At 75.3% G+C, this 17,543-nt stretch carries 16 protein-coding genes and 1 tRNA gene; 6 read left to right on the plus strand and 11 right to left on the minus strand.

Going from position 1 to position 17,543, the window contains the following annotated elements; genetic code table 11:
• Positions 1 to 68: 68 nt before the first annotated feature.
• The 4 genes from H7H31_RS17390 (at position 69) to H7H31_RS17405 (ending at position 4,340) form a co-directional block, all read left to right on the plus strand.
• Positions 69 to 1,016: an ornithine cyclodeaminase family protein gene (locus tag H7H31_RS17390; protein ID WP_187060160.1), complete on the plus strand. Its 948-nt coding sequence runs from the start codon at positions 69 to 71 to the stop codon at positions 1,014 to 1,016.
• Between the two features lie 217 nt (positions 1,017 to 1,233).
• Positions 1,234 to 1,791: a DUF4232 domain-containing protein gene (locus H7H31_RS17395; RefSeq protein ID WP_187060161.1), complete on the plus strand. Its 558-nt coding sequence runs from the start codon at positions 1,234 to 1,236 to the stop codon at positions 1,789 to 1,791.
• Positions 1,792 to 2,023: 232 nt separating this feature from the next.
• Positions 2,024 to 3,406: an APC family permease gene (locus tag H7H31_RS17400; protein WP_187060162.1), complete on the plus strand. Its 1,383-nt coding sequence runs from the start codon at positions 2,024 to 2,026 to the stop codon at positions 3,404 to 3,406.
• Positions 3,407 to 3,785: 379 nt separating this feature from the next.
• A complete protein-coding gene (locus H7H31_RS17405) occupies positions 3,786 to 4,340 on the plus strand; it encodes a hypothetical protein (RefSeq protein WP_187117959.1) in 555 nt (184 codons plus the stop codon).
• Between the two features lie 342 nt (positions 4,341 to 4,682).
• Here the strand turns inward: H7H31_RS17405 and H7H31_RS17410 are convergent, their stop codons facing one another.
• The 5 genes from H7H31_RS17410 to H7H31_RS17430 form a co-directional block, all read right to left on the minus strand.
• Positions 4,683 to 5,438 carry a DUF4232 domain-containing protein gene (locus H7H31_RS17410; RefSeq protein ID WP_187060401.1) on the minus strand — a complete coding sequence of 252 codons (756 nt, stop codon included), beginning with the start codon at positions 5,436 to 5,438 and terminating at the stop codon, positions 4,683 to 4,685.
• Positions 5,439 to 5,721: 283 nt separating this feature from the next.
• Positions 5,722 to 5,808: transfer RNA gene (locus H7H31_RS17415), tRNA-Ser, on the minus strand.
• A 135-nt stretch (positions 5,809 to 5,943) separates the two neighbouring features.
• Positions 5,944 to 6,408 (minus strand): tRNA adenosine(34) deaminase TadA, encoded by a 465-nt coding sequence (gene tadA / locus H7H31_RS17420; protein WP_176162733.1) that lies wholly within the window; start codon positions 6,406 to 6,408, stop codon positions 5,944 to 5,946.
• 60 nt (positions 6,409 to 6,468) lie between these two features.
• Complete coding sequence (locus H7H31_RS17425) at positions 6,469 to 7,017, minus strand: tRNA adenosine deaminase-associated protein (protein WP_187060402.1); 549 nt, start codon at positions 7,015 to 7,017, stop codon at positions 6,469 to 6,471.
• Positions 7,018 to 7,441: 424 nt separating this feature from the next.
• A complete protein-coding gene (locus H7H31_RS17430) occupies positions 7,442 to 7,627 on the minus strand; it encodes a hypothetical protein (protein WP_187060403.1) in 186 nt (61 codons plus the stop codon).
• A 158-nt stretch (positions 7,628 to 7,785) separates the two neighbouring features.
• On the opposite strand from H7H31_RS17430, the gene upp reads away from it, so the two are divergent.
• Positions 7,786 to 8,421, plus strand: a complete 636-nt coding sequence (gene upp / locus H7H31_RS17435; protein ID WP_176162730.1) for a uracil phosphoribosyltransferase — start codon at positions 7,786 to 7,788, stop codon at positions 8,419 to 8,421.
• Positions 8,422 to 8,552: 131 nt separating this feature from the next.
• On the opposite strand, the gene H7H31_RS17440 is transcribed toward upp, so the two are convergent.
• From H7H31_RS17440 to H7H31_RS17450, 3 genes are all read right to left on the minus strand, one after another.
• Positions 8,553 to 9,182 (minus strand): LytR C-terminal domain-containing protein, encoded by a 630-nt coding sequence (locus H7H31_RS17440; protein WP_232109917.1) that lies wholly within the window; start codon positions 9,180 to 9,182, stop codon positions 8,553 to 8,555.
• Positions 9,183 to 9,301: 119 nt separating this feature from the next.
• Positions 9,302 to 9,598: a type II toxin-antitoxin system VapB family antitoxin gene (locus tag H7H31_RS17445; RefSeq protein ID WP_003986294.1), complete on the minus strand. Its 297-nt coding sequence runs from the start codon at positions 9,596 to 9,598 to the stop codon at positions 9,302 to 9,304.
• Positions 9,599 to 9,711: 113 nt separating this feature from the next.
• Positions 9,712 to 10,386, minus strand: a complete 675-nt coding sequence (locus H7H31_RS17450) for an HhH-GPD-type base excision DNA repair protein (RefSeq protein WP_187117960.1) — start codon at positions 10,384 to 10,386, stop codon at positions 9,712 to 9,714.
• A 349-nt stretch (positions 10,387 to 10,735) separates the two neighbouring features.
• On the opposite strand from H7H31_RS17450, the gene H7H31_RS17455 reads away from it, so the two are divergent.
• Entirely contained in the window at positions 10,736 to 11,419 is a 684-nt protein-coding gene (locus H7H31_RS17455; RefSeq protein WP_187059639.1) for an NAD-dependent epimerase/dehydratase family protein, read from the plus strand.
• 222 nt (positions 11,420 to 11,641) lie between these two features.
• Here the strand turns inward: H7H31_RS17455 and H7H31_RS17460 are convergent, their stop codons facing one another.
• The 3 genes from H7H31_RS17460 to H7H31_RS34000 form a co-directional block, all read right to left on the minus strand.
• Complete coding sequence (locus tag H7H31_RS17460) at positions 11,642 to 12,130, minus strand: beta-class carbonic anhydrase (RefSeq protein ID WP_187059515.1); 489 nt, start codon at positions 12,128 to 12,130, stop codon at positions 11,642 to 11,644.
• 170 nt (positions 12,131 to 12,300) lie between these two features.
• Positions 12,301 to 13,344 carry a hypothetical protein gene (locus tag H7H31_RS17465; RefSeq protein WP_187117961.1) on the minus strand — a complete coding sequence of 348 codons (1,044 nt, stop codon included), beginning with the start codon at positions 13,342 to 13,344 and terminating at the stop codon, positions 12,301 to 12,303.
• A gap of 193 nt (positions 13,345 to 13,537) precedes the next feature.
• The gene (locus H7H31_RS34000; RefSeq protein ID WP_232109918.1) at positions 13,538 to 17,404 is read right to left on the minus strand and encodes an AfsR/SARP family transcriptional regulator; all 3,867 of its coding nucleotides are present in this window, start codon (positions 17,402 to 17,404) and stop codon (positions 13,538 to 13,540) included.
• Positions 17,405 to 17,543 lie beyond the last annotated feature (139 nt).

Below are 17,543 nucleotides of genomic sequence, written 5' to 3' on the forward strand. Positions count from 1 at the left end.
GCGCACCTAAACACCGCGCCCGCGCACCCGCGCGACCCGCCCCGCACCCGCGTGACAACCTGACCCGCATGACGCGCCTCCTGACCCGCACGGACCTGCTGGAACTGCTGGACCCGGCAGCCTGCGTCCAGGCGCTGCGCGAGGGGTTCGCCGCCGCCGCGCAGGATGCCCTGCCGGGCCAGCGGGTACGTACCGACCTGCCCTTCCCCGGCACGGCGACGGCCCTGTTGCCCGGGTTGCTGCCCGGGACGCCCGCCTACACGGTCAAGGTCAACGCGAAGTTCCCCGGCGCGAGCCCGGCCCTGCGGGGCGTGATCTGCCTGCACAGCGGCGCCGACGGCGCCCTGCTGGCGTTGCTCGACTCCGCCACCGTCACGGCCTGGCGCACCGGCCTCGCCGCGGCCCTCGCCACCGACCTGCTCGCCCGACCGGCCGCCGACGGCGCCGAGACGGTCGGCGTGATCGGCGCCGGAGCCCAGTCCGAACTCACCCTCCGTGGGCTGCGCGCGCTGCGCTCCTGGGACCGGCTCGTCGTCCACGACACCGACCCGCGACGGGCGAGCGCCTTCGCGCGGCGACACGGCGGCACCGTGGCGGCCACGCCGGCGGAGGTGGCCGCCGAGGCGGACGTGGTGGTGCTGGCCACCTGGTCGCGCGAGCCCCTGCTGCACCTGGCGGACCTGCGGCCGGGCCAGCACCTGACCGCGCTCGGCGCCGACGAGCCCGGAAAGCGGGAGCTCGCCCCCGAAGTCCTCCGCTCCGCCCGGCTGGTCGTCGACGACGCCACCCTGGTCGCCACCCACGGCGCCCTCGCCAACGCCGGGTTGCCCGCGTCCGCGGCCGCCGCCTCCCTCGGCGAGGTCATCCGTGGCGAGGCCCCCGCCCGCCCCCACGACCAGCGACTCACCGTCTACACCCCGGTCGGCCTGCCCTGGCAGGACCTGGCCCTGAGCTGGCTGGCCTACCAGCGGGCCGAGGCCGCCGGCGCCGGGACAACCCTCGACCTCCTGGCGTGACCTGCTGCGCCGGTGCGCCGGTGCGCCCGGGTGCCGATGCGTCCGGCCCGTCCGTACGCGGACACCACGCCCCTAACGCGGCGGAACCCGACTCGCTTGCCAGAGACATGAGGTGCGATGTCGGTGCGCCAACCGACTGTTAGGGGCGTGTTAGGGCAATTGGGGAAGCTCGTTGATGTCGGGAACAGCCCGCACTGAATACCCCAGGAGGGACGTCATGCCTCTTTCCGCCGCTTCCACCCGTGTCCTGCGCGGCGCCGCACTCGCCGCCGTGGCGGCCGTGACGGTCACCGCGTTCGGCGCCGGCTCGGCCACGGCCGCCGGCTCGCACAGCACCAAGGCCACGAAGGCCGCCGCGTGCACGGCGGCGGAGACCAAGGTGACCGTGCAGAAGTTGCAGCGCCCGCTCAACCACGTGCTGATCACCGCGAAGAACACGTCCAAGAAGACCTGCTACGCCTACAACTACGCCTACCTGCAGTTCGGTGAGGCCCAGTCCCCGGCGCAGCCGTGGAAGAGCAGCAAGCCGCAGTCCGTGGTCACCCTCAAGCCCGGCCAGTCCGCGTACGCCACCGCGATGACCTCGTCGGCCGCCGACGACGGCAAGGAGGGTTACTACACCTCCAAGCTCGGCCTCTACTTCAACTCCGCCAACGACCAGGGCAGTGTCGGCCGCGGCGTCGTCCTGAAGCTCCCCGGCGGCAAGACGTACGTGAACGACCCGCACGTGACCTACTGGCAGAGCAACGTGGACGACGCCGTCAACTACGGCTGACCCACCCCTTCTCCGGCCGTACGGCGTACCTCCCCCGCGCCGTACGGCCGGCTCTCGTGTGCCCGGGCGGCTGCGCCGGGCGGCTTGGGTCGGGCGACCGCGCCGGGGCCCGTGGGGTGGGTTCGCCGCCGCGCCGGCTCGCCCACGGACCAGGCCCCTCGGGCGGCGGTGAGAAAGGCCGCACGTGTGTCGAAAGTGCTTACGGCGCTCCGGAGCGGGGACACGTGGGCGCATGCCGAACGCGAGACCGTCCACACACCCGAAGCCGCCCACCAGAGCCCCCGAGCCCGCGCTGCGGCGCACCCTGAGCACCTCGTTGTTGTACTTCTTCATCCTCGGCGACGTGCTGGGGGCCGGGGTGTACGTGCTGGTGGGGCAGGTCGCCGCGGCGTCCGGCGGGGCGGTGTGGGTGCCGTTGCTGGTGGCGCTGTCGCTGTCGCTGCTCACCGCCGCCTCGTACGCCGAACTGGTGACCAAGTACCCGCGGGCCGGTGGGTCCTCCCACTACGCCACCCGGGCGTTCGGACCGGCGGCCGGGTTCGTCACCGGCTTCTGCATGCTCGCGGCGGGGATCGTCTCGGTCGCCGCCCTGGCCCGTGGCTTCGCCGGCGACTACCTCACCGCCTTCGTCACCCTGCCGGTCGCTCTCGTCGCCGGCCTCTTCCTCGTCCTGCTCGGCCTGGTCAACGCGCGCGGCATCAGGGAGTCCACCCGGGCCAACGTCGTCGCCACGCTGGTCGAGGTCGGCGGGTTGGTGGTCATCGTGGCCCTCGGTGCCTGGCTGTTGCTGCGGGGCGAGGGCGACCCCGGGCGGCTCCTTGAGCTGGGCACGCCGCGGGAGGACCCCGCGGCGGCCGTGCTGAGCGGTTCCGTCCTCGCCTACTACTCCTTCGTCGGCTTCGAGACGTCCGTCAACGTCGCCGAGGAGACCCGCGACCCCGGCCGCTCCTACCCGCGCGCTCTCTTCGGCGCGCTCGCCACCGCTGGCGTCGTCTACGTCCTGGTCGGCGTCGCCGCCTCCGCCGCCGTGCCCACCGAGGTGCTCGCCGACTCCAGCGGCCCGCTCCTCGAGGTCGTCCGCGCCGCCGGCGGGGTTCCCCCGCTCCTGTTCAGCGCGATCGCCCTGGTGGCCGTCGCCAACGGCGCCCTGCTCACCGGCATCATGTCGTCCCGCCTGGCGTACGGCATGGCTCGCGACGGGCTGCTGCCCGGCGTGCTCACCCGGGTGCTGCCCGTCCGACGCACTCCCTGGGTCGCGATCATCGCCACCGCCGGGCCGGCCCTCCTGCTCGCCCTCACGGGCAGTGTGGCCACGCTGGCCTCCACCCTGGTCCTGTTGCTCCTGGTGGTCTTCCTGTTCGTCAACGCCGCGGCCCTAGCCCTGCGCTCCGACGCCGGCGAGCCGGGCCACTTCCGCGCCCCCGTCGCCCTGCCCGTCCTGGGCGCTGCCTCCTGCGTCGTGCTCGCCACGCAGATCGAGGCCGAGGTGTGGCTTCGCGGCGGGGCCATCCTCGGCCTCGCGGTCGTCCTCGCCGTCCTCGCCGCCGGCCGGAGCCGCCGCGGGAGCGTGCCCCCCGGCGCGCGCGGCACCCACCGCGTGGACGCGGACGCCTGACCCACCGCCCCACGCCCTCACGCCCCCCACGCCCCACCCACGTCCGGCCGCACGGCGCGCACCCCTTCGCGCCGTGCGGCCGGCGTTCGTCGTGGCGGGCCGGCGGGCCGGCGGACGGATGGGCCGGCGGACGGATGGGCCGGGGCGGCAAGCGGACGGGTGGGTGGAAGGCGGACGGTCAGGCGGGTACGCGCGGGCCGCCGCCGTTGGTCACGCGCGGTCACGCGCGGTCGCGGATGGCCGCGTGGGGCGTACGGGGCGCGCGTGCGGCGCGCTCGGCGTGACCGGGTACGGCGCTTCGCCGGATACCGCCCGACACCCGCTGCGGCTCCCCTACAATCCGGCGGACACGTCCGGCCGCCAGCCCACGGGGGGAACCGTGTCCGACGCCACCCAACCGCGTCCCACTACCGGCGATGACACCGCGGCAGCGCCCGCCGACAACACCGAAGCGCGCCGGCGCCACCTCTGTGGCGAGGTCGAGCAGATCCTGACCGAGGCGCACATCGGCGCCCGGCGCGCCCAGCGCCGCGGCAAGCTGTGGAACGCCACCTTCCTCTTCCTCGGGTTCCCCGCCGCCGTCCTGGCCGGCATCTCCGGCGCCGCCGGCCTCGCCTCGGCCGGCGCCCGCGTACCGGCCGCCGTGCTGGCCCTCCTGTCGGCGGGCTTCTCGGCCGGTTCGAGCTTCCTGCGCGCGGACGCCCGACAGATGGCCAACCTCCGCCGCCGCTACGCCTGGCAGAACCTGGAGACCCGCGCCCGTCTCGTCCTGGCGCACGAGGCGTACGAAGGTGTCGAACGCCTCCACGCCGCCTTGGTCGGCCTCCTGGAAGTACGCGCCACCATCCCCTCCAGCGCCCTCGTCCTGGCCGAACTGCAACCCTCGCCCCCGCAACTGGCAGCCCCCGCCGCGCCCCCGGCCGTGGGCCCCTGAGCCGTCCCACCCACGAGCGCGAGCCACGCACCCCCGGCTCGCACGACGGGGGCTCACGCGCGGGCGGGCGCCGCGCTCCCGGCGGCCGGGAAAACACCCCGCCCCCGACCTGTTCTCCCAGGTCGGGGGCGGTTCTCCGGCAGCGGGGGCGGTTGTGGTGGCGGTTGTGCCGGGAGACGAGCCCGTCACCACGAGGCTGCACGCCCTCGGACGTTCCGGGCGTCCACGCGGTCGGAGCATGTGGGCGCCGTCGGAGCGTGTGGGCGCCGTCGGAGGGTGGGCCGTGCCGCTCGCTGACGGTTTCGCGGGGTCGAACTGCGCCGAGGTGTGGCCTGTGGAGGCTCAGAAGTCGTACGGCTTCTCGGTGCTCCAGTTCAGCACGTCGGCCTCGGTCCAGGTGAACTCCGGCTGGTCGCCCTTGACGTCGATGGAGTAGTAGGGCTGGGTCTGGCCGTTCGTGTCCCGCAGCGCCATCGCGAACGAGGTGGCGGTGCGGTTGTCCGTGCCGTGGTCGAAGAGGTTCACCGCGCTGTAGACCGGGGTGCCGGGGTGGAGCGTGATCCGCTCGTCGCCGCCCGGGCGGTCCTTCTCCGAGTGCGGCAGCGGTGCCGGGTCGTCGAGGTCGTCGCCGAGCTTCACGGACGGGTACGAGGTGACCCAGCACGGCTCGTCGCCCGTGTTCGCCACGGTGAGCAGCAGGTGGTCGCCCTGCTCGCCGGCGAAGCGGTGGTCCGCGTTGACCGTGATCTCGTCGCCGACGCACTGCTGGACGTCGGCCGTCGTGCCGTTGTCCGCCGTGTCCGGGGCCGTCTTGGCACGCGCGGCCTCCTTGGTGCCACCGCCGCCGCTGGCCCGCTCCGCGCCGCCCTTGGCGCTCTTGTCGCCCGCGCCGTCCGCGCCGCCGTCCGCGCCGCCGGTGGTGCTGCCCTTGCCGCCGTCGCCGTCCTCGGGGGGCACGGTCTGGTTCTGCGTGGTGCCGGTGGTCTTGTCGCCCTTCGCCTTCGAGCCGTCGTCGGAGCTGCCGCACGCGGTCAGGCCCAGCGCCAGCGCGGCGGTGACGGCGGCCAGGGTGGCGGTGCGAGTCCGAGAAGTGCGCATGAGCGGTTCCTCCTACGTGCGGTGCGGGACTCTTCGGTGTCGTTCCCGCGGCGTGGGCACCACCTTTCCCGGGGCCGCTGACGTTCCGACAACACCTCGGTCACGTCCCGCAGCCGCACCGACGTGAGCGGGTAACGCCCGGCCGTTAGGCCCCTGCCACCAGGGCTCGGGCCGCTTCGGCGGCCTGTCGTACGGCACCCGACGACGCACCGGCCACCCGGCGCGCGACAACGAAAAACCGCCCCTGACCCGTTCTCACAGGTCAGGGGCGGTTTCCCAGAAGCGGTAGCGGTGGGATTTGAACCCACGGAGGAGTTGCCCCCTCACACGCTTTCGAGGCGTGCTCCTTAGGCCGCTCGGACACGCTACCGAGAGAGAGCTTAGCGGACGGTGGGCCGTGCGCCGAAATCGGTTCCGGGGCGGAGAGGATTTGGAGGGTTTCCGTACCGTTTGTGGCGCGTGTGGCACCTGGGGCGGCCCGTACGAGGCGGGGGCGGAGACGGGCCTAGCGGTCGCGGAAGAAGTGGGTCAGCAGGGCGGCGCACTCGTCGGCCAGGACGCCGTGGATGACCTCGGGGCGGTGGTTGAGGCGGCGGTCGCGTACGACGTCCCACAGGGAGCCGACGGCGCCCGCCTTCTCGTCCACCGCCCCGTAGACGACCCGGTCGAGGCGCGCGAGGACGATCGCCCCCGCGCACATCGTGCACGGCTCCAGCGTGACCACCAGCGTGCAGTCGGTCAGCCGCCACTCGCCGAGCTGGGCCGCCGCCTCGCGAATGGCGAGCACCTCGGCGTGGGCCGTGGGGTCGCCGGTCGCCTCGCGCTCGTTGCGCCCCCGGCCGAGCACGGAGCCGTCCGGGCCCAGGACCAGGGCGCCGACCGGGACGTCGCCGGTCTCCGGAGCCCGTACGGCCTCCTCCAGGGCGTGCCGCATCGGCCCGAGCCAGGGGGCGCGCAGGGGATCAGTCATGGCACCAGTGTGCGGCCGTCCCGCCGCCCGGCCGACGGCGGGCGGCGGCTTCAGCTGCCGTCAGCGCACCGCCTCCAGAACCTCCCCACAGCCGAGGACGTCCGCGATCTCACTGAGCGCGTCATCGCCCAGTGCGCGCAGCTCCTTGGCGCTGATGCCGAGGTCGGCGAGGACCTCCGGGTCGCCGAGCGGGCCGGCCGGCACGGCCTCGCCCGCGATGTCGGGCGCGACGTCGTCGTCCTCCTCCGCGTCGGGTTCACCGTCCTCCGTGCCGTCGAGGTCGACCAGCCGGTCGAGATCGGCTTCCGCGTCGTGTTCGGTCAGCTCGTCGGTGAGCATCGCGCCGTACGAGCTGCGGGCGGCTGCCGCCGCGTCCGATACGTAGGTGCGCGGGTCGTCCTCGCCGTCCACCCGAACGAGGCCGAACCACGCTTCTTCCTGCTCGATGTAGACGAGCACCGTTTCCTCATCGACCGCGGCCCCCCGGGCCAGCTCGGTCAGATCGGACAGGGACTCGACGTCGTCGAGGTCTGTGTCGCTCGCTTCCCACCCGTCTTCGGTGCGCGCGAGCAGTGCGGCGAAGTACACCGTGACTCTCCCACTGGTCATAGGCGTGCCGGGACCGACGGGGCAGCGCCCCGCCACTCGGAATCGTGGCAGAAACCAGCGCGCCGCGAAGGGTCTTCCGAAGTGCGTCGGGCGGCTCTCTGACGCGTTGTCACTGACGGATCATCCCTGGAAGCGCTCGGTGATCCGGACGTACGTTCGGTAGTTCGGTGATCACTCAGCGCGCGCTCGACCGGCGCGCGCCCGCTGCTCAGCCGGGGTGTGTCGGGGCGTCGTCGGCGATGGGTGGGGGGTGCTCGGCGGGGTCGGCCCGCGCGCCGCGGCGGCCGGCCTCGCGCGACCGGACGTCCGCCCGCGACGGCGGTCAAACGCGCCCCGCGCGGGCGGTGTGTCGCGGCGGGCCCCCGGGGCGGCGCGCCGGTCGTACAGGCGCGCCACCGCCGGCGGGGGCGCTCTCGTCGCTCCGCTACCAGCGAAAGGTGCGCATGCGCATGGCCTGTCGCATGCGCGCCGCGCGGGCGCGGCGGGGTTGGACGCGGTCGCGCAGCTCGCGCGCCTCGTGCAGTTCGCGCAGGAACGCGGCGCGTCGTCGGCGCCGGTCGGCTTCGTCCTCCGGCGTTGTCTGGGCGCCGCGTTTGTCTGGGTCGGACATGACACACCACCTCGGGCGGGGCCCGGCTCCGGTGCGGTGGGCCGGGCGTACGTGCCCACTTTCCCCCGAATCGGTGGTTTGATGCCACCGAGGCGACAGACTGTCGGCGGCCGGGCGCGAAGCGGTCGTCGTACGTGTACTCGGTTACTGTCGTTGCCATGCGTATCCACGTCGTCGACCACCCGCTGGTGGCGCACAAGCTCACCACGTTGCGCGATCGGCGCACCGACAGTCCGACCTTCCGGCGCCTCTCCGACGAGCTGGTCACCCTGCTCGCGTACGAGGCGACGCGCGACGTGCGCACCGAGCAGGTGGACATCGAGACCCCGGTCACCCGCACGACGGGGGTGCGCCTCTCGCACCCGCGCCCGCTCGTCGTGCCGATCCTGCGGGCCGGTCTCGGCATGCTCGACGGCATGGTGCGGCTGCTGCCCACGGCCGAGGTGGGCTTCCTCGGGATGGTGCGGAACGAGGAGACGCTCCAGGCGTCGACGTACGCCTCCCGGATGCCCGACGACCTCTCCGGCCGCCAGGTGTACGTCCTGGACCCGATGCTGGCCACGGGCGGCACGCTCGTCGCGGCCATCAAGGAGCTGATCGGGCGGGGCGCCGACGACGTGACGGCGCTGTGCCTGCTGGCGGCGCCGGAGGGCGTCGAGGTGATGGAGCGGGAGCTGGCGGGGACGCCGGTGACGGTGGTCACCGCGTCCGTGGACGAGCGGCTGGACGAGAAGGGGTACATCGTGCCCGGGCTCGGCGACGCGGGCGACCGGATGTACGGCACCGCGGGCTGAACCCACGGGCGGCCCGCCGCCCCCCGAGGCGGGGGAGCGGGGGTGGAGGCGAACCGGAGCGCTCCGGGTTACGGCAGGCGCGGGCCGGTGGGTCGACGGCCGGCGGGTCAGCGGCCCGGCGGCCGAGCGGGTCAGCAGTTCGTGCTGGGGCGGGGCGCCGGCTGGGAGAGCGCGGTGAGCGCCCGCCGCGCGTCCCGCTCGGCGGCCAGCTTGCGGTAGCCGTCGCCGATGATCAGGTCGAGGTCCTGGCCCTTGCGGGCGTCGGTCCTGGTCTGGGCGCCGGCGAGCTGCGTGCCGAGCACGTCGGTGCGGCCGTCGGTGGCCGTCTTGGGGCCGAGCACCACGCCGGCGCCCTTGACCTTCTTGTCGTACGCGGCCGGGGCGTTGCCGACCTTGCCGACCTTGAAGCCGCGCTTGCGCAGCTCGTCGGCGGTCTCCTTGGCCAGGCCGCCGCGGGTCGTGGCGTTGTAGACGTTGACGGTGATGGCCGCCGGCTTCGGGAGCGGTCTGGCCGAGGGCGACGGCGTGCCCTGTGGCTCGCAGGCGCCACGGTCCTCGGAGGCGTGCGCGGTGCTGCCACCGCCGCCGGTGAACACGTCGATGAGCTGGAGCGTTCCCCAGCCGATGACGCCGAGGGCGAGGGCTGAGCCGATGGCCGCGAACACGATCCGATGGCGATTCCTGGGGCGGCGCATTCGCGGGTACCGGTCACCCGTGATGCGGTACTTTCCGCCCATGCCGGGGGGCGTCAGCATGCTCATGTCGGCAGCGTAGTGCGGTCAGCCGCTCATGCCTACTAAATGATCAACCGTTCGAGTCGGCCCCAACCCGATCGGCGCAGCCGAAAGCACCGCCCGACGCGGTCGGCCGAGCGGGTGCGTCAGCCCAGTTCCAGCACGCGGGCGTGGAGCACCTGGCGCTGCTGCAACGCCGCGCGCACCGCGCGGTGCAGCCCGTCCTCCAGGTACAGGTCGCCCTGCCACTTCACGACGTGGGCGAACAGGTCGCCGTAGAACGTCGAGTCCTCCGCGAGCAGCGTCTCCAGATCGAGCTGCTGCTTCGTGGTGACGAGCTGGTCAAGACGTACCGGGCGTGGGGCCACATCCGCCCACTGGCGGGTGCTTTCCCGGCCGTGGTCGGGGTACGGCCGCCCGTTTCCGATGCGCTTGAAGATCACACGGAAAGCCTACCGGGCCGGTGGCACCCGGCGCAGCCATGAGCGGAGAGTACGGAGCCGACATAGGGCCGCATATCGGGAGCTGACGCGCACTGACCCCGGTCGGCTCCGGCTCAACCGCGCGGCTTCGCCCCGCCACGCCCGCCCCCGGCGGCCGGTTTCCGCGCCCCGCCGCCCGCCACGCCGCTCGTCCCACTGCCCGTCTCGCCCTTGGCCGCGCGGGCGGCCTGCTTGGCGCTCTGCTTGTACGCGCGGACCTTGGCCAGCGTCTCGGGGCCCGTGATGTCGGCGGCGGAGCGGTACGCGCCCTCCTCGCCGTACGCCCCCGCCGCCTCCCGCCAGCCCGCCGGCCGCACGCCGAGTTGCTTGCCGAGCAGGGCCAGGAAGATCTGGGACTTCTGCTTGCCGAAGCCCGGCAGGTCGTTCAGGCGGCGCAGCACCTCCCTGCCGTCGTCGCAGTCGCGCCACAGGTTGGTGGGGTCGCCGTCGTAGTGCTCGACCAGATACGCGCAGAGCTGCTGCACGCGCCCCGCCATCGAGCCCGGGTAGCGGTGCACGGCGGGCTTGGCGGACAGCAACGCGGCGAACTCCTCCGGGTCGCGGCCGGCGATGTCGTGGGCGTCGAGGTCGTCGGCGCCCAGCCGGCTGGCGATGGTGTGCGGACCGGCGAAGGCCCACTCCATCGGGACCTGCTGATCGAGCAGCATGCCGATCAGGGTGGCCAGCGGACTGCGGCTGAGCAGGGCGTCGGCGGCGGGCTCCTGGGCGAGCCGGATGCTGGTGTCCATGGGCGGTCAGGGCGCCGGGGCCGGCGGCGGACGCGGCCCGGGCTGTCCCCGTCCTCCTCTCGTGCCGGGCGGTCGCGGGGGACGTACGGTACGGCCATCCTTTCCCGCACCCCCGCCCTCCGCGACCGCGCGCCACGCCGGGGCCCGCGGGTCCGGGCGCGCGGGGGCAGGTGACGCCGCGCTGGGCGGGCGGTGGCCAGGCGTCCGGTGCCCGGCCATGGCGGGCCCGGCCCGGGCGGGGCAAGATCGGGTCGGCGGGTGGGTGGGTGGCCGGTACGGCGCGTACCCGGCTCGCGAAGCGGATCGGTGGATCGGTGGATCGGTGGATCGACAGAGGGGACGGCTTGCCGTGAAGGTAGTGATCTTCGGCGCGACCGGGATGGTCGGCCAGGGCGTGCTGCGGGAGTGCCTGCTCGACTCCCGGGTGGAGAGCGTGCTCGCGGTCGGCCGGACCTCGCTCGGGCGGCCCCACCCCAAGCTGCGGGAGGTCATCCACGGCGACTTCACCGACTTCGCGCCCATCGGCACCGAGCTGGCCGGCCTCGACGCCTGCTTCTGGTGCCTGGGCATATCGGCCAGCGGCAGGAGCGCGGCGGAGTACCGGCGGGTGACGTACGACTACACGCTCGCCGGGGCGCGCGAGCTGGCCGAGCGCAGCTCGGGGCTCACCTTCACCTACGTCTCCGGCGAGGGCACCGACGGCACCGGCCGGTCCCGGGCCAGGTGGGCGCGGGTCAAGGGGGAGACGGAGAACGCGCTGCTGGCGATGGACGGCCTGGACGCGTACCTGTTCCGGCCGAACTACATCCACCCGGTGCACGGCGAGCGGTCCAAGACGCCGCTGTACCGGGCGGCGTACGCGGCCACCTCCTGGGCCTACCCGGTGCTGCGCCGGGTCGCGCCCGGGCAGGTGACCTCGACGGAGCGGTTGGGGCAGGCCATGATCGCCGTCGTCGGGCGGCGCGGCGGCGGCGAACGGGTGGTGCGCAGCCGGGAGATCAACCGGATCGCGGGCGGGGCCGGGGTGGTGTAGGCGGCGGCCCGGGCGGGGGCGGCCGGTCAGCGGGGCCCGCGCGGCGGGCGCTCGGGCCCGGCCCGACGCTCGGCCGTACCGGGGCCGGTGGACCCGCCAGAAGCCCACCGGCCCCGGCGCCCCGCCCGGAGCTCACCGGCCCCGGCGCCCCGCCCGGAGCTCACCGGCCCCGGCGCCCCGCCCGGAGCTCACCGGCCCCGGCGCCCCGCCCGGAGCCCTCGGTCACCTCACCTCGTTGAGGCGCCCCGTCGCCACGTCGAAGACGAAGCCGCGCACGGCGTCCGTGTGGGGCACGAACGGGCTGGTCTTGATCCGCCGCACCGACTGCCGCACGTCCTGTTCCACGTCGCCGAACGCCTCCGCCGCCCACGGCGGTCGGATGCCCGTCTCCTCCTCGATCTGCCGCCGGAACGCGTCGTCCGAGAACGTCAGCATCCCGCAGTCGGTGTGGTGGACGAGCACGATCTCCCGCGTGCCGAGCAGCCGTTGGCTGATCGCCAGCGACCGGATCTCGTTCTCGGTGACCGCGCCCCCGGCGTTACGGATGACGTGCGCCTCACCCTCCCGGATGCCCAGCGCCGCGTACACGTTCAGCCGCGCGTCCATGCAGGCCACCACCGCCACGTGACGGGAGGGCGGCAGCGGCAGCGGCCCTTCGAAGGAAGCGGCGTACGTCTCGTTGTTGGCCAGGTACTCGTCGGTGACGGACATGCTGCACCAGCTTCCTCTCGGCGCGACGCTCGGTGATCGCCACAGCACGGTACGGGTGCGCGAACGCCCTCCGGAAGTCACCGGGCCGCCCGTACATGTGCCTGTAGCACCGCCGCAACAACCGCACTGTGTTTGGCAGTTGGAGCCGCGCGTGGCGTCGGCGGACGTGCCTAGTCGCCCCCGCCCCCGCCACCCCCGTCGCCGCCCCCGCCACCATCGCCTCCGCCGCCGTCGCTCCCGCCGCCGTCACCCCAGCCGTCCCCGCCGGAGCCGCCGCCCGAGTCGTCGCTGCCGCCGCCGATGTGGGTGAACCACGGCTGCTCCCAGGTGATCGGCTCGCCCGGGTCGGGAGCGGGGCGGCGGGTGCCGAAGCGGATCGAGCCGGTGCCGTCGCCGAGGGCGAAGGCGATCGCGAAGAACTGGGCCAGCACGGCGTCGAGCGGGTCCGCGCTCTCGTAGCGCACGCCGGCGAGCGGCAGCAGCGGCTGGTCGCGGGTGCGGGCCGGCTCGGCCCGGGTCAGGCGGGCCACCAGCCGGCCGTCGCGGCGCAGTTCGGAACCGCGGTGGTCGTACCGGCGCAGCTCCCACTCGCCCCGCTCGGTCCGCAGGGTGACGGCGCGCTGCGACTTGCGCCAACTCTGCCGCACGGCGAGCGACGCCGGCCGCTCGTCGACGGTCACCGTGAGCAGGCTGGCCGCGTCCCGGGTTCCGTACGGCATGCCGTACGGGCCGCGCAGGCGGACGACCGGCGTGTCCGCGCCCCACACGTCGGCGCGCACCAGCCGGCGGTCGACGGTCACGGTGATGGGGCCGGTCGGCCCGGGCGCCTGGCGGCGGGCTATCCACAGCGGTACGCCCTCGCCGCGCGCCTGGGCGGCGGCCGTGGCCACCGCCTCGGCGCCGCCGCTCACGCGCACGGCCATCTGCCCCAGCGCGTCGGCGAACTCCCGCGCCCGGCGTGCCTTCACCGGTTTGACCGAGCCCGAGGCGCGGACCACCGGTACGACGCCGCTGCCCGTGGGCAGCCCGTCGAGCGGGCGCTCGGCCCCGCCCCCGCCGAGCCACTGGCCGCGCAGGAACGCGTCGGCCATCGCCACCATGTTGAGGTGGGACAGCGGCGTACGGGTCCCGCCGACCCGCAGCGACCTGTCGTTGAGTTCGACCGTGACGGCCAGGGGAACCCATGACCTCTCGGCGTAGCTGACGTCGTTCACCGTTCCCCCGCCACCGTTCTCCGTGTGCTTGTCGTGCCTTGTCGTGCCTGCCGCGCCCGTTGTGCCTGCCGTGCTTGCTGCCGTGCCTGTCGTGCCTGTCGTGCCTGTCGTGCCTGTCGTGCGCGAGGGCGAAGACGCGGGACGGGGGCGTGCGGTTGCCGCGTGGCGCGTCTCGATCGCGAGGGGCAGCAGGTCAGGGGGGCCACGACGCGCTGCGGCCGGGGACGTGGTCCCGTACGGCGTCCGCGGGGGACAGGCGGGTGCCGTGGGCGAAGGCGGTGGCGAACTCCGGTGCGCCGAGGGCCGCGCGGGCCGCCGCCGTGACGCGGTCCACGTCGGTGCGCTCGGCCGGCGGCAGCGGGCTGGCCACCGAGTCGCGGGCCGCCGCGGCGGCGCCGAGCAGCGCGGCGGCGTCATCGGCCGCGCCGGCCAGGGCCCGCGCGCCCGCCAACCCTTCCAGGGCCAGGGCGAGCGCGCGCGGGTCGCCGAGCCCGCGCGCGACGGCGTAGCCGTCCAGGTGCCGGGCGAGCGCGGTGGCCGCGTCGCCGCGCAGTTCGGCCACGAAGCCCAGTTCGGCCAGGACGAGGCTGCCGCCCGGGCCGTAACCCGTCTCCCGGAACCAGTCCAGAAGCGCGTCCAGATGGTGCTCGGCCGTGTCGAGGTCGCCCTCGGCCCGAGCCCCGAGCGCGAGCCCGATCTCGGCGCTGACCTGGCCGGATCGGAAGTTCTGCGCGCGGGCCAGGTGGAGCGCGCGGGTGTGGTGGGCGCGGGCCCGCGCGGTGTCGCCGGTCAGCAGGGCGATGCGGCCGAGCCCCGTGTGGCGCCGGGACACCTCCGCCCCCAGGCCCAACTCCTCCGCGATCTCCAGGCCCGCGCGGTGCAGTCGGGTGGCGCGCGGGTAGTCGCCGGTGATCTCGGCCAGCGTGGCGAGCGGGAAGACGGTCTGTGCCTGGCCCCAGCGGTCGCCGAGGCCGCGGAAGAGACGCGCGCTCAACTCGCCGTCGTGCCGCACCGCGTCGAGGTCGCCGCGCGCCATCGCGTGCCGGGCCCGCACGCTGAGCGCCGCGGCGGTGCCCCAGGTGTCACCCAGCGCGCGGAACCCGGCGAGGGCCTGGTCGACCAACTCCTCACCGGTCGCCACGTCCCCGGCCCCCAACTGGGCCGTGCCGAGCAGCCACAGCGCGGTGGCGCGGCCGTGCGGGTCGTCCAGCGCGTCGTACGCCCGCAGGACGGCCCGAATGCGGGCCCCGGAGCCGCCTTCCCCGGGCTCAGCGACGGCGGGGGTGTCGGCGATGCCGACGATGTCGGCGATCTCGGTGTTCTCGGGGATGCCGGGGGCGCCGGGGGCGTCGATCGCCGTCGGGTTGGGCGGCTCCGCGACGTGGCCCGGGTGCCCGACGCGACTCGGGTGGTCGATGGTTACCGGGTGCTCGACGGTGCCCGTGGTGAGGGCGATGGCGGTGTGCCAGGCGGTGGCCAGGGCGCGGGGTGGGGTGATGGCAGCGGGCGGGTGCGGGCCCGTGGCCAGGGCGGCGGCCAGCGCGCGGCCGGCCTCGGCGAGCCGGCCGCGCACCACCCAGTACCAGGCGAGCGCGTTCACCAGGCGCAACGCGCGGTCGCCGCGAGCGTCATGGCGTACGGCGTGGTCGAGCGCCCGGCGCAGGTTGGCTCCCTCGTCGTCCAGGCGCTCAAGCCAGTGCCGTTGCTCGGGCCCGCGCAGCCGGGGCGCGACCCGTTCCGCGAGGTCGGCGTAGTACCGGCCGTGCCGCTCGCGTACGGCGTCCGCCTCGCCGGCCGCGCGCAGCCGCTCCGCGCCGTACGCGCTCACCGACTCCAGGAGCCGGTAGCGCGGGCCCATCGGCCCGTCGTCCAGCACCACCAGGGACCGTTCCACCAGCCGGGCGAGCACGTCGAGCACCCGGCCGGAGCCGTCCTGCCCCGCGACCGCCGCCTGGCCGCACACGGCCTCGGCCGCCTCCGGCGTGCAGCCGCCCGCGAAGACGGCGAGTTGGCGCAGCACGGCGCGCTCGGGGTCGGTGAGGAGCCCCCAGCTCCAGTCGATCATCGTGCGCAGGGTGCGGTGGCGGGCGGGGGCGTCGCGGTGGCCGCCGGAGAGGAGGGTGAGCCGCTCGTCGAGGCGCGCGGCGAGCCCGTGCACGCCCAGCGTGCGGACCCGGGCCGCCGCCAACTCCAGGGCGAGCGGCAGGCCGTCCAGGCGGCGGCAGAGCGCCGCGACGGCCGGGGCGTTGGCCGCCGTGAGGGCGAAGCCGGGGGCGCTCGCCGCGCGGGCCACGAAGAGCTGGACGGAACCGAACTCTTCGAGGGCGGACGGGTCCGCGTCGCTCGCCGGGGCCGGCAGCTCCAGGGGCGGTACGGGCCACACCCGCTCCCCGGCGACGCCGAGTGGTTCCTGACTGGTGGCCAGCACGCACAGCCCGGGCGCGGCCCGCAGCAGCGCCGCCACCACGCGCCCGACCGGCTCCACGAGGTGCTCGCAGTTGTCCAGCACCAGCAACACCCGCATCGCGCGCACCGCCCCCACCAACCGATCGAGCCGGGCGGACCCGCACGCGCGCGGGGGAGCCGTTCGGCCGGAATCGGGAGCGGGGGTGGGGGTGGGGTCAGGGGCGGAGGCGGAATCGGGTCCGGGATCGGGATCGGGATCGGGATCGGGTCCAAGGTCGGGCTGGGGGCTGGGCGAGTGCGGGATGTCGTCGCGGATGGCCAGCACCTTCAGCACGCGCTCGACCACGGCGTACGTGCCCGCGTCGTGCGGCCCCGGCTCGTACGCGTCCTGGTTCGCGCCGGCGCCCGCGTCCGGGTCCGCCTGGGCTTCGGTGTCGAGAGTGGCCAGTTCCACCAGCCACACCCCGTCCGGAAAGCCGCCACCGGTGGTCGCGTCGTGGGCGGACGGATCCCCAGCGGTCGGGCCGTCGGCGTACGGGGTGATGGCGCGGCCCCGGAGCCGGGCCGCTGCGGCGAGGGCGAGGCGTGTCTTGCCGACGCCGCCCGGTCCGGTGAGGGTCACCAGGCGGTGCGGGCCGAGGAGTTCGGCGACGGCGGACACGGCGTCGGCGCGGCCGATGAGCGGCGAGACGGGGGCCGGCAGGTTGCCGGGGCCGGGGCCCAGGCCGGGGCCTGGGCCGGGGCGGGTGCCGGGGTCGGGGTCCGGGCCGGGGCGGGGGGACGCCGGGGCGGCGGGGCCCGGTACGCGGTTCGGCACCGCACCGGGCGCGGCCCCGCCCGTGACGCGCGCCCCGGGCGGGGCCGGCTGCGCGTCGAGGAACGGGTCCTGGCGGAGCATGGCCTGCTGGAGGGCGGCGAGTTCGGGGCTCGGGCTCAGGCCCAGTTCGTCGGCCAGGCGGCGGCGCAGCGCGGCGTACTCCGCCAGGGCCTCGCCCGGCCGCCCGGCCAGGTAGAGGGCCCGCAGGTGCGCGGCCCGCAGCCGCTCCCGTAGCGGGTAGCGCTCGACCAGGGCGCTCAGCTCGCCGGTCAGCGCGGCGTGTTCGCCCAGCGCGAGGCGGGCCTCGGCGCGCTCCTCCCACGCGGTCAGCCGGTCCTCGTCGAGCCGGGTGACGGCCGCCCGCGCGAACGGGCGGTCCGCGAAGTCGGCGAACGCCTCGCCGCGCCACAGCTCAAGCGCCCGCGTCAGCACCCGCACGCGGTCGCGCGGGTCCGCCGTGTCGCGGGACTGGCGGAGCAGCGCGGCGAAGTGGGCCGCGTCGACAGCCGCGCCGTCCGTGGCAGTGGGAACGTCAGCGGGGGCGCCGGCCCGGAGCGCGTAGCCGGCCGGGCCGGCGGTGAGCAGGTCCCGACCGCCCGGCTCGGCCGCCGCCAGCACGCGGCGGAGCTGCGACACCTTGCCCTGGAGTGCGTTGGTCGGGTGCGCGGGGAGCGCGTCGTCGTCCCACAGGGCGTCCACCAGCCGCTCCACGGCCACCGGCCGCCCCGGGTCCACGAGCAGCCGCGCGAGCAGCACCCGCACCTTCGCCCCCGGGACCGGCACGGGCGCGCCGTCCGCCGTCCACACGGCGAGCGGGCCCAGCACCCCGAATCGCATGGAGATCACGATAGCCCGCCGCCTCGAACGACCGTTCCCACCCGCGTTCCCGCCACCTCCCCGCCCGCGTGCCTACCGGCGCGCCCGCCCGCGCTCCCCGCCCGCGTTCCCACCGGCGCGCCCACCCGCGTCGGGCGAC

This window comes from Streptomyces buecherae (genome assembly GCF_014295035.1).
Classification (GTDB): Bacteria; Actinomycetota; Actinomycetes; order Streptomycetales; family Streptomycetaceae; genus Streptomyces; species Streptomyces youssoufiensis.

Bases quoted from the DNA above. Each gene is read 5' to 3' on its own strand.
- H7H31_RS34000 (WP_232109918.1), bottom strand. From the start codon at position 17,404: ATGCGATTCGGGGTGCTGGGCCCGCTCGCCGTGTGGACGGCGGACGGC.
- upp (WP_176162730.1), top strand. From the start codon at position 7,786: ATGCGTATCCACGTCGTCGACCACCCGCTGGTGGCGCACAAGCTCACC.
- H7H31_RS17395 (WP_187060161.1), top strand. From the start codon at position 1,234: ATGCCTCTTTCCGCCGCTTCCACCCGTGTCCTGCGCGGCGCCGCACTC.
- H7H31_RS17450 (WP_187117960.1), bottom strand. From the start codon at position 10,386: ATGGACACCAGCATCCGGCTCGCCCAGGAGCCCGCCGCCGACGCCCTG.
- H7H31_RS17410 (WP_187060401.1), bottom strand. From the start codon at position 5,438: ATGCGCACTTCTCGGACTCGCACCGCCACCCTGGCCGCCGTCACCGCC.
- H7H31_RS17430 (WP_187060403.1), bottom strand. From the start codon at position 7,627: ATGTCCGACCCAGACAAACGCGGCGCCCAGACAACGCCGGAGGACGAA.
- H7H31_RS17390 (WP_187060160.1), top strand. From the start codon at position 69: ATGACGCGCCTCCTGACCCGCACGGACCTGCTGGAACTGCTGGACCCG.
- H7H31_RS17440 (WP_232109917.1), bottom strand. From the start codon at position 9,182: ATGAGCATGCTGACGCCCCCCGGCATGGGCGGAAAGTACCGCATCACG.
- H7H31_RS17460 (WP_187059515.1), bottom strand. From the start codon at position 12,130: ATGTCCGTCACCGACGAGTACCTGGCCAACAACGAGACGTACGCCGCT.
- tadA (WP_176162733.1), bottom strand. From the start codon at position 6,408: ATGACTGATCCCCTGCGCGCCCCCTGGCTCGGGCCGATGCGGCACGCC.
- H7H31_RS17400 (WP_187060162.1), top strand. From the start codon at position 2,024: ATGCCGAACGCGAGACCGTCCACACACCCGAAGCCGCCCACCAGAGCC.
- H7H31_RS17425 (WP_187060402.1), bottom strand. From the start codon at position 7,017: ATGACCAGTGGGAGAGTCACGGTGTACTTCGCCGCACTGCTCGCGCGC.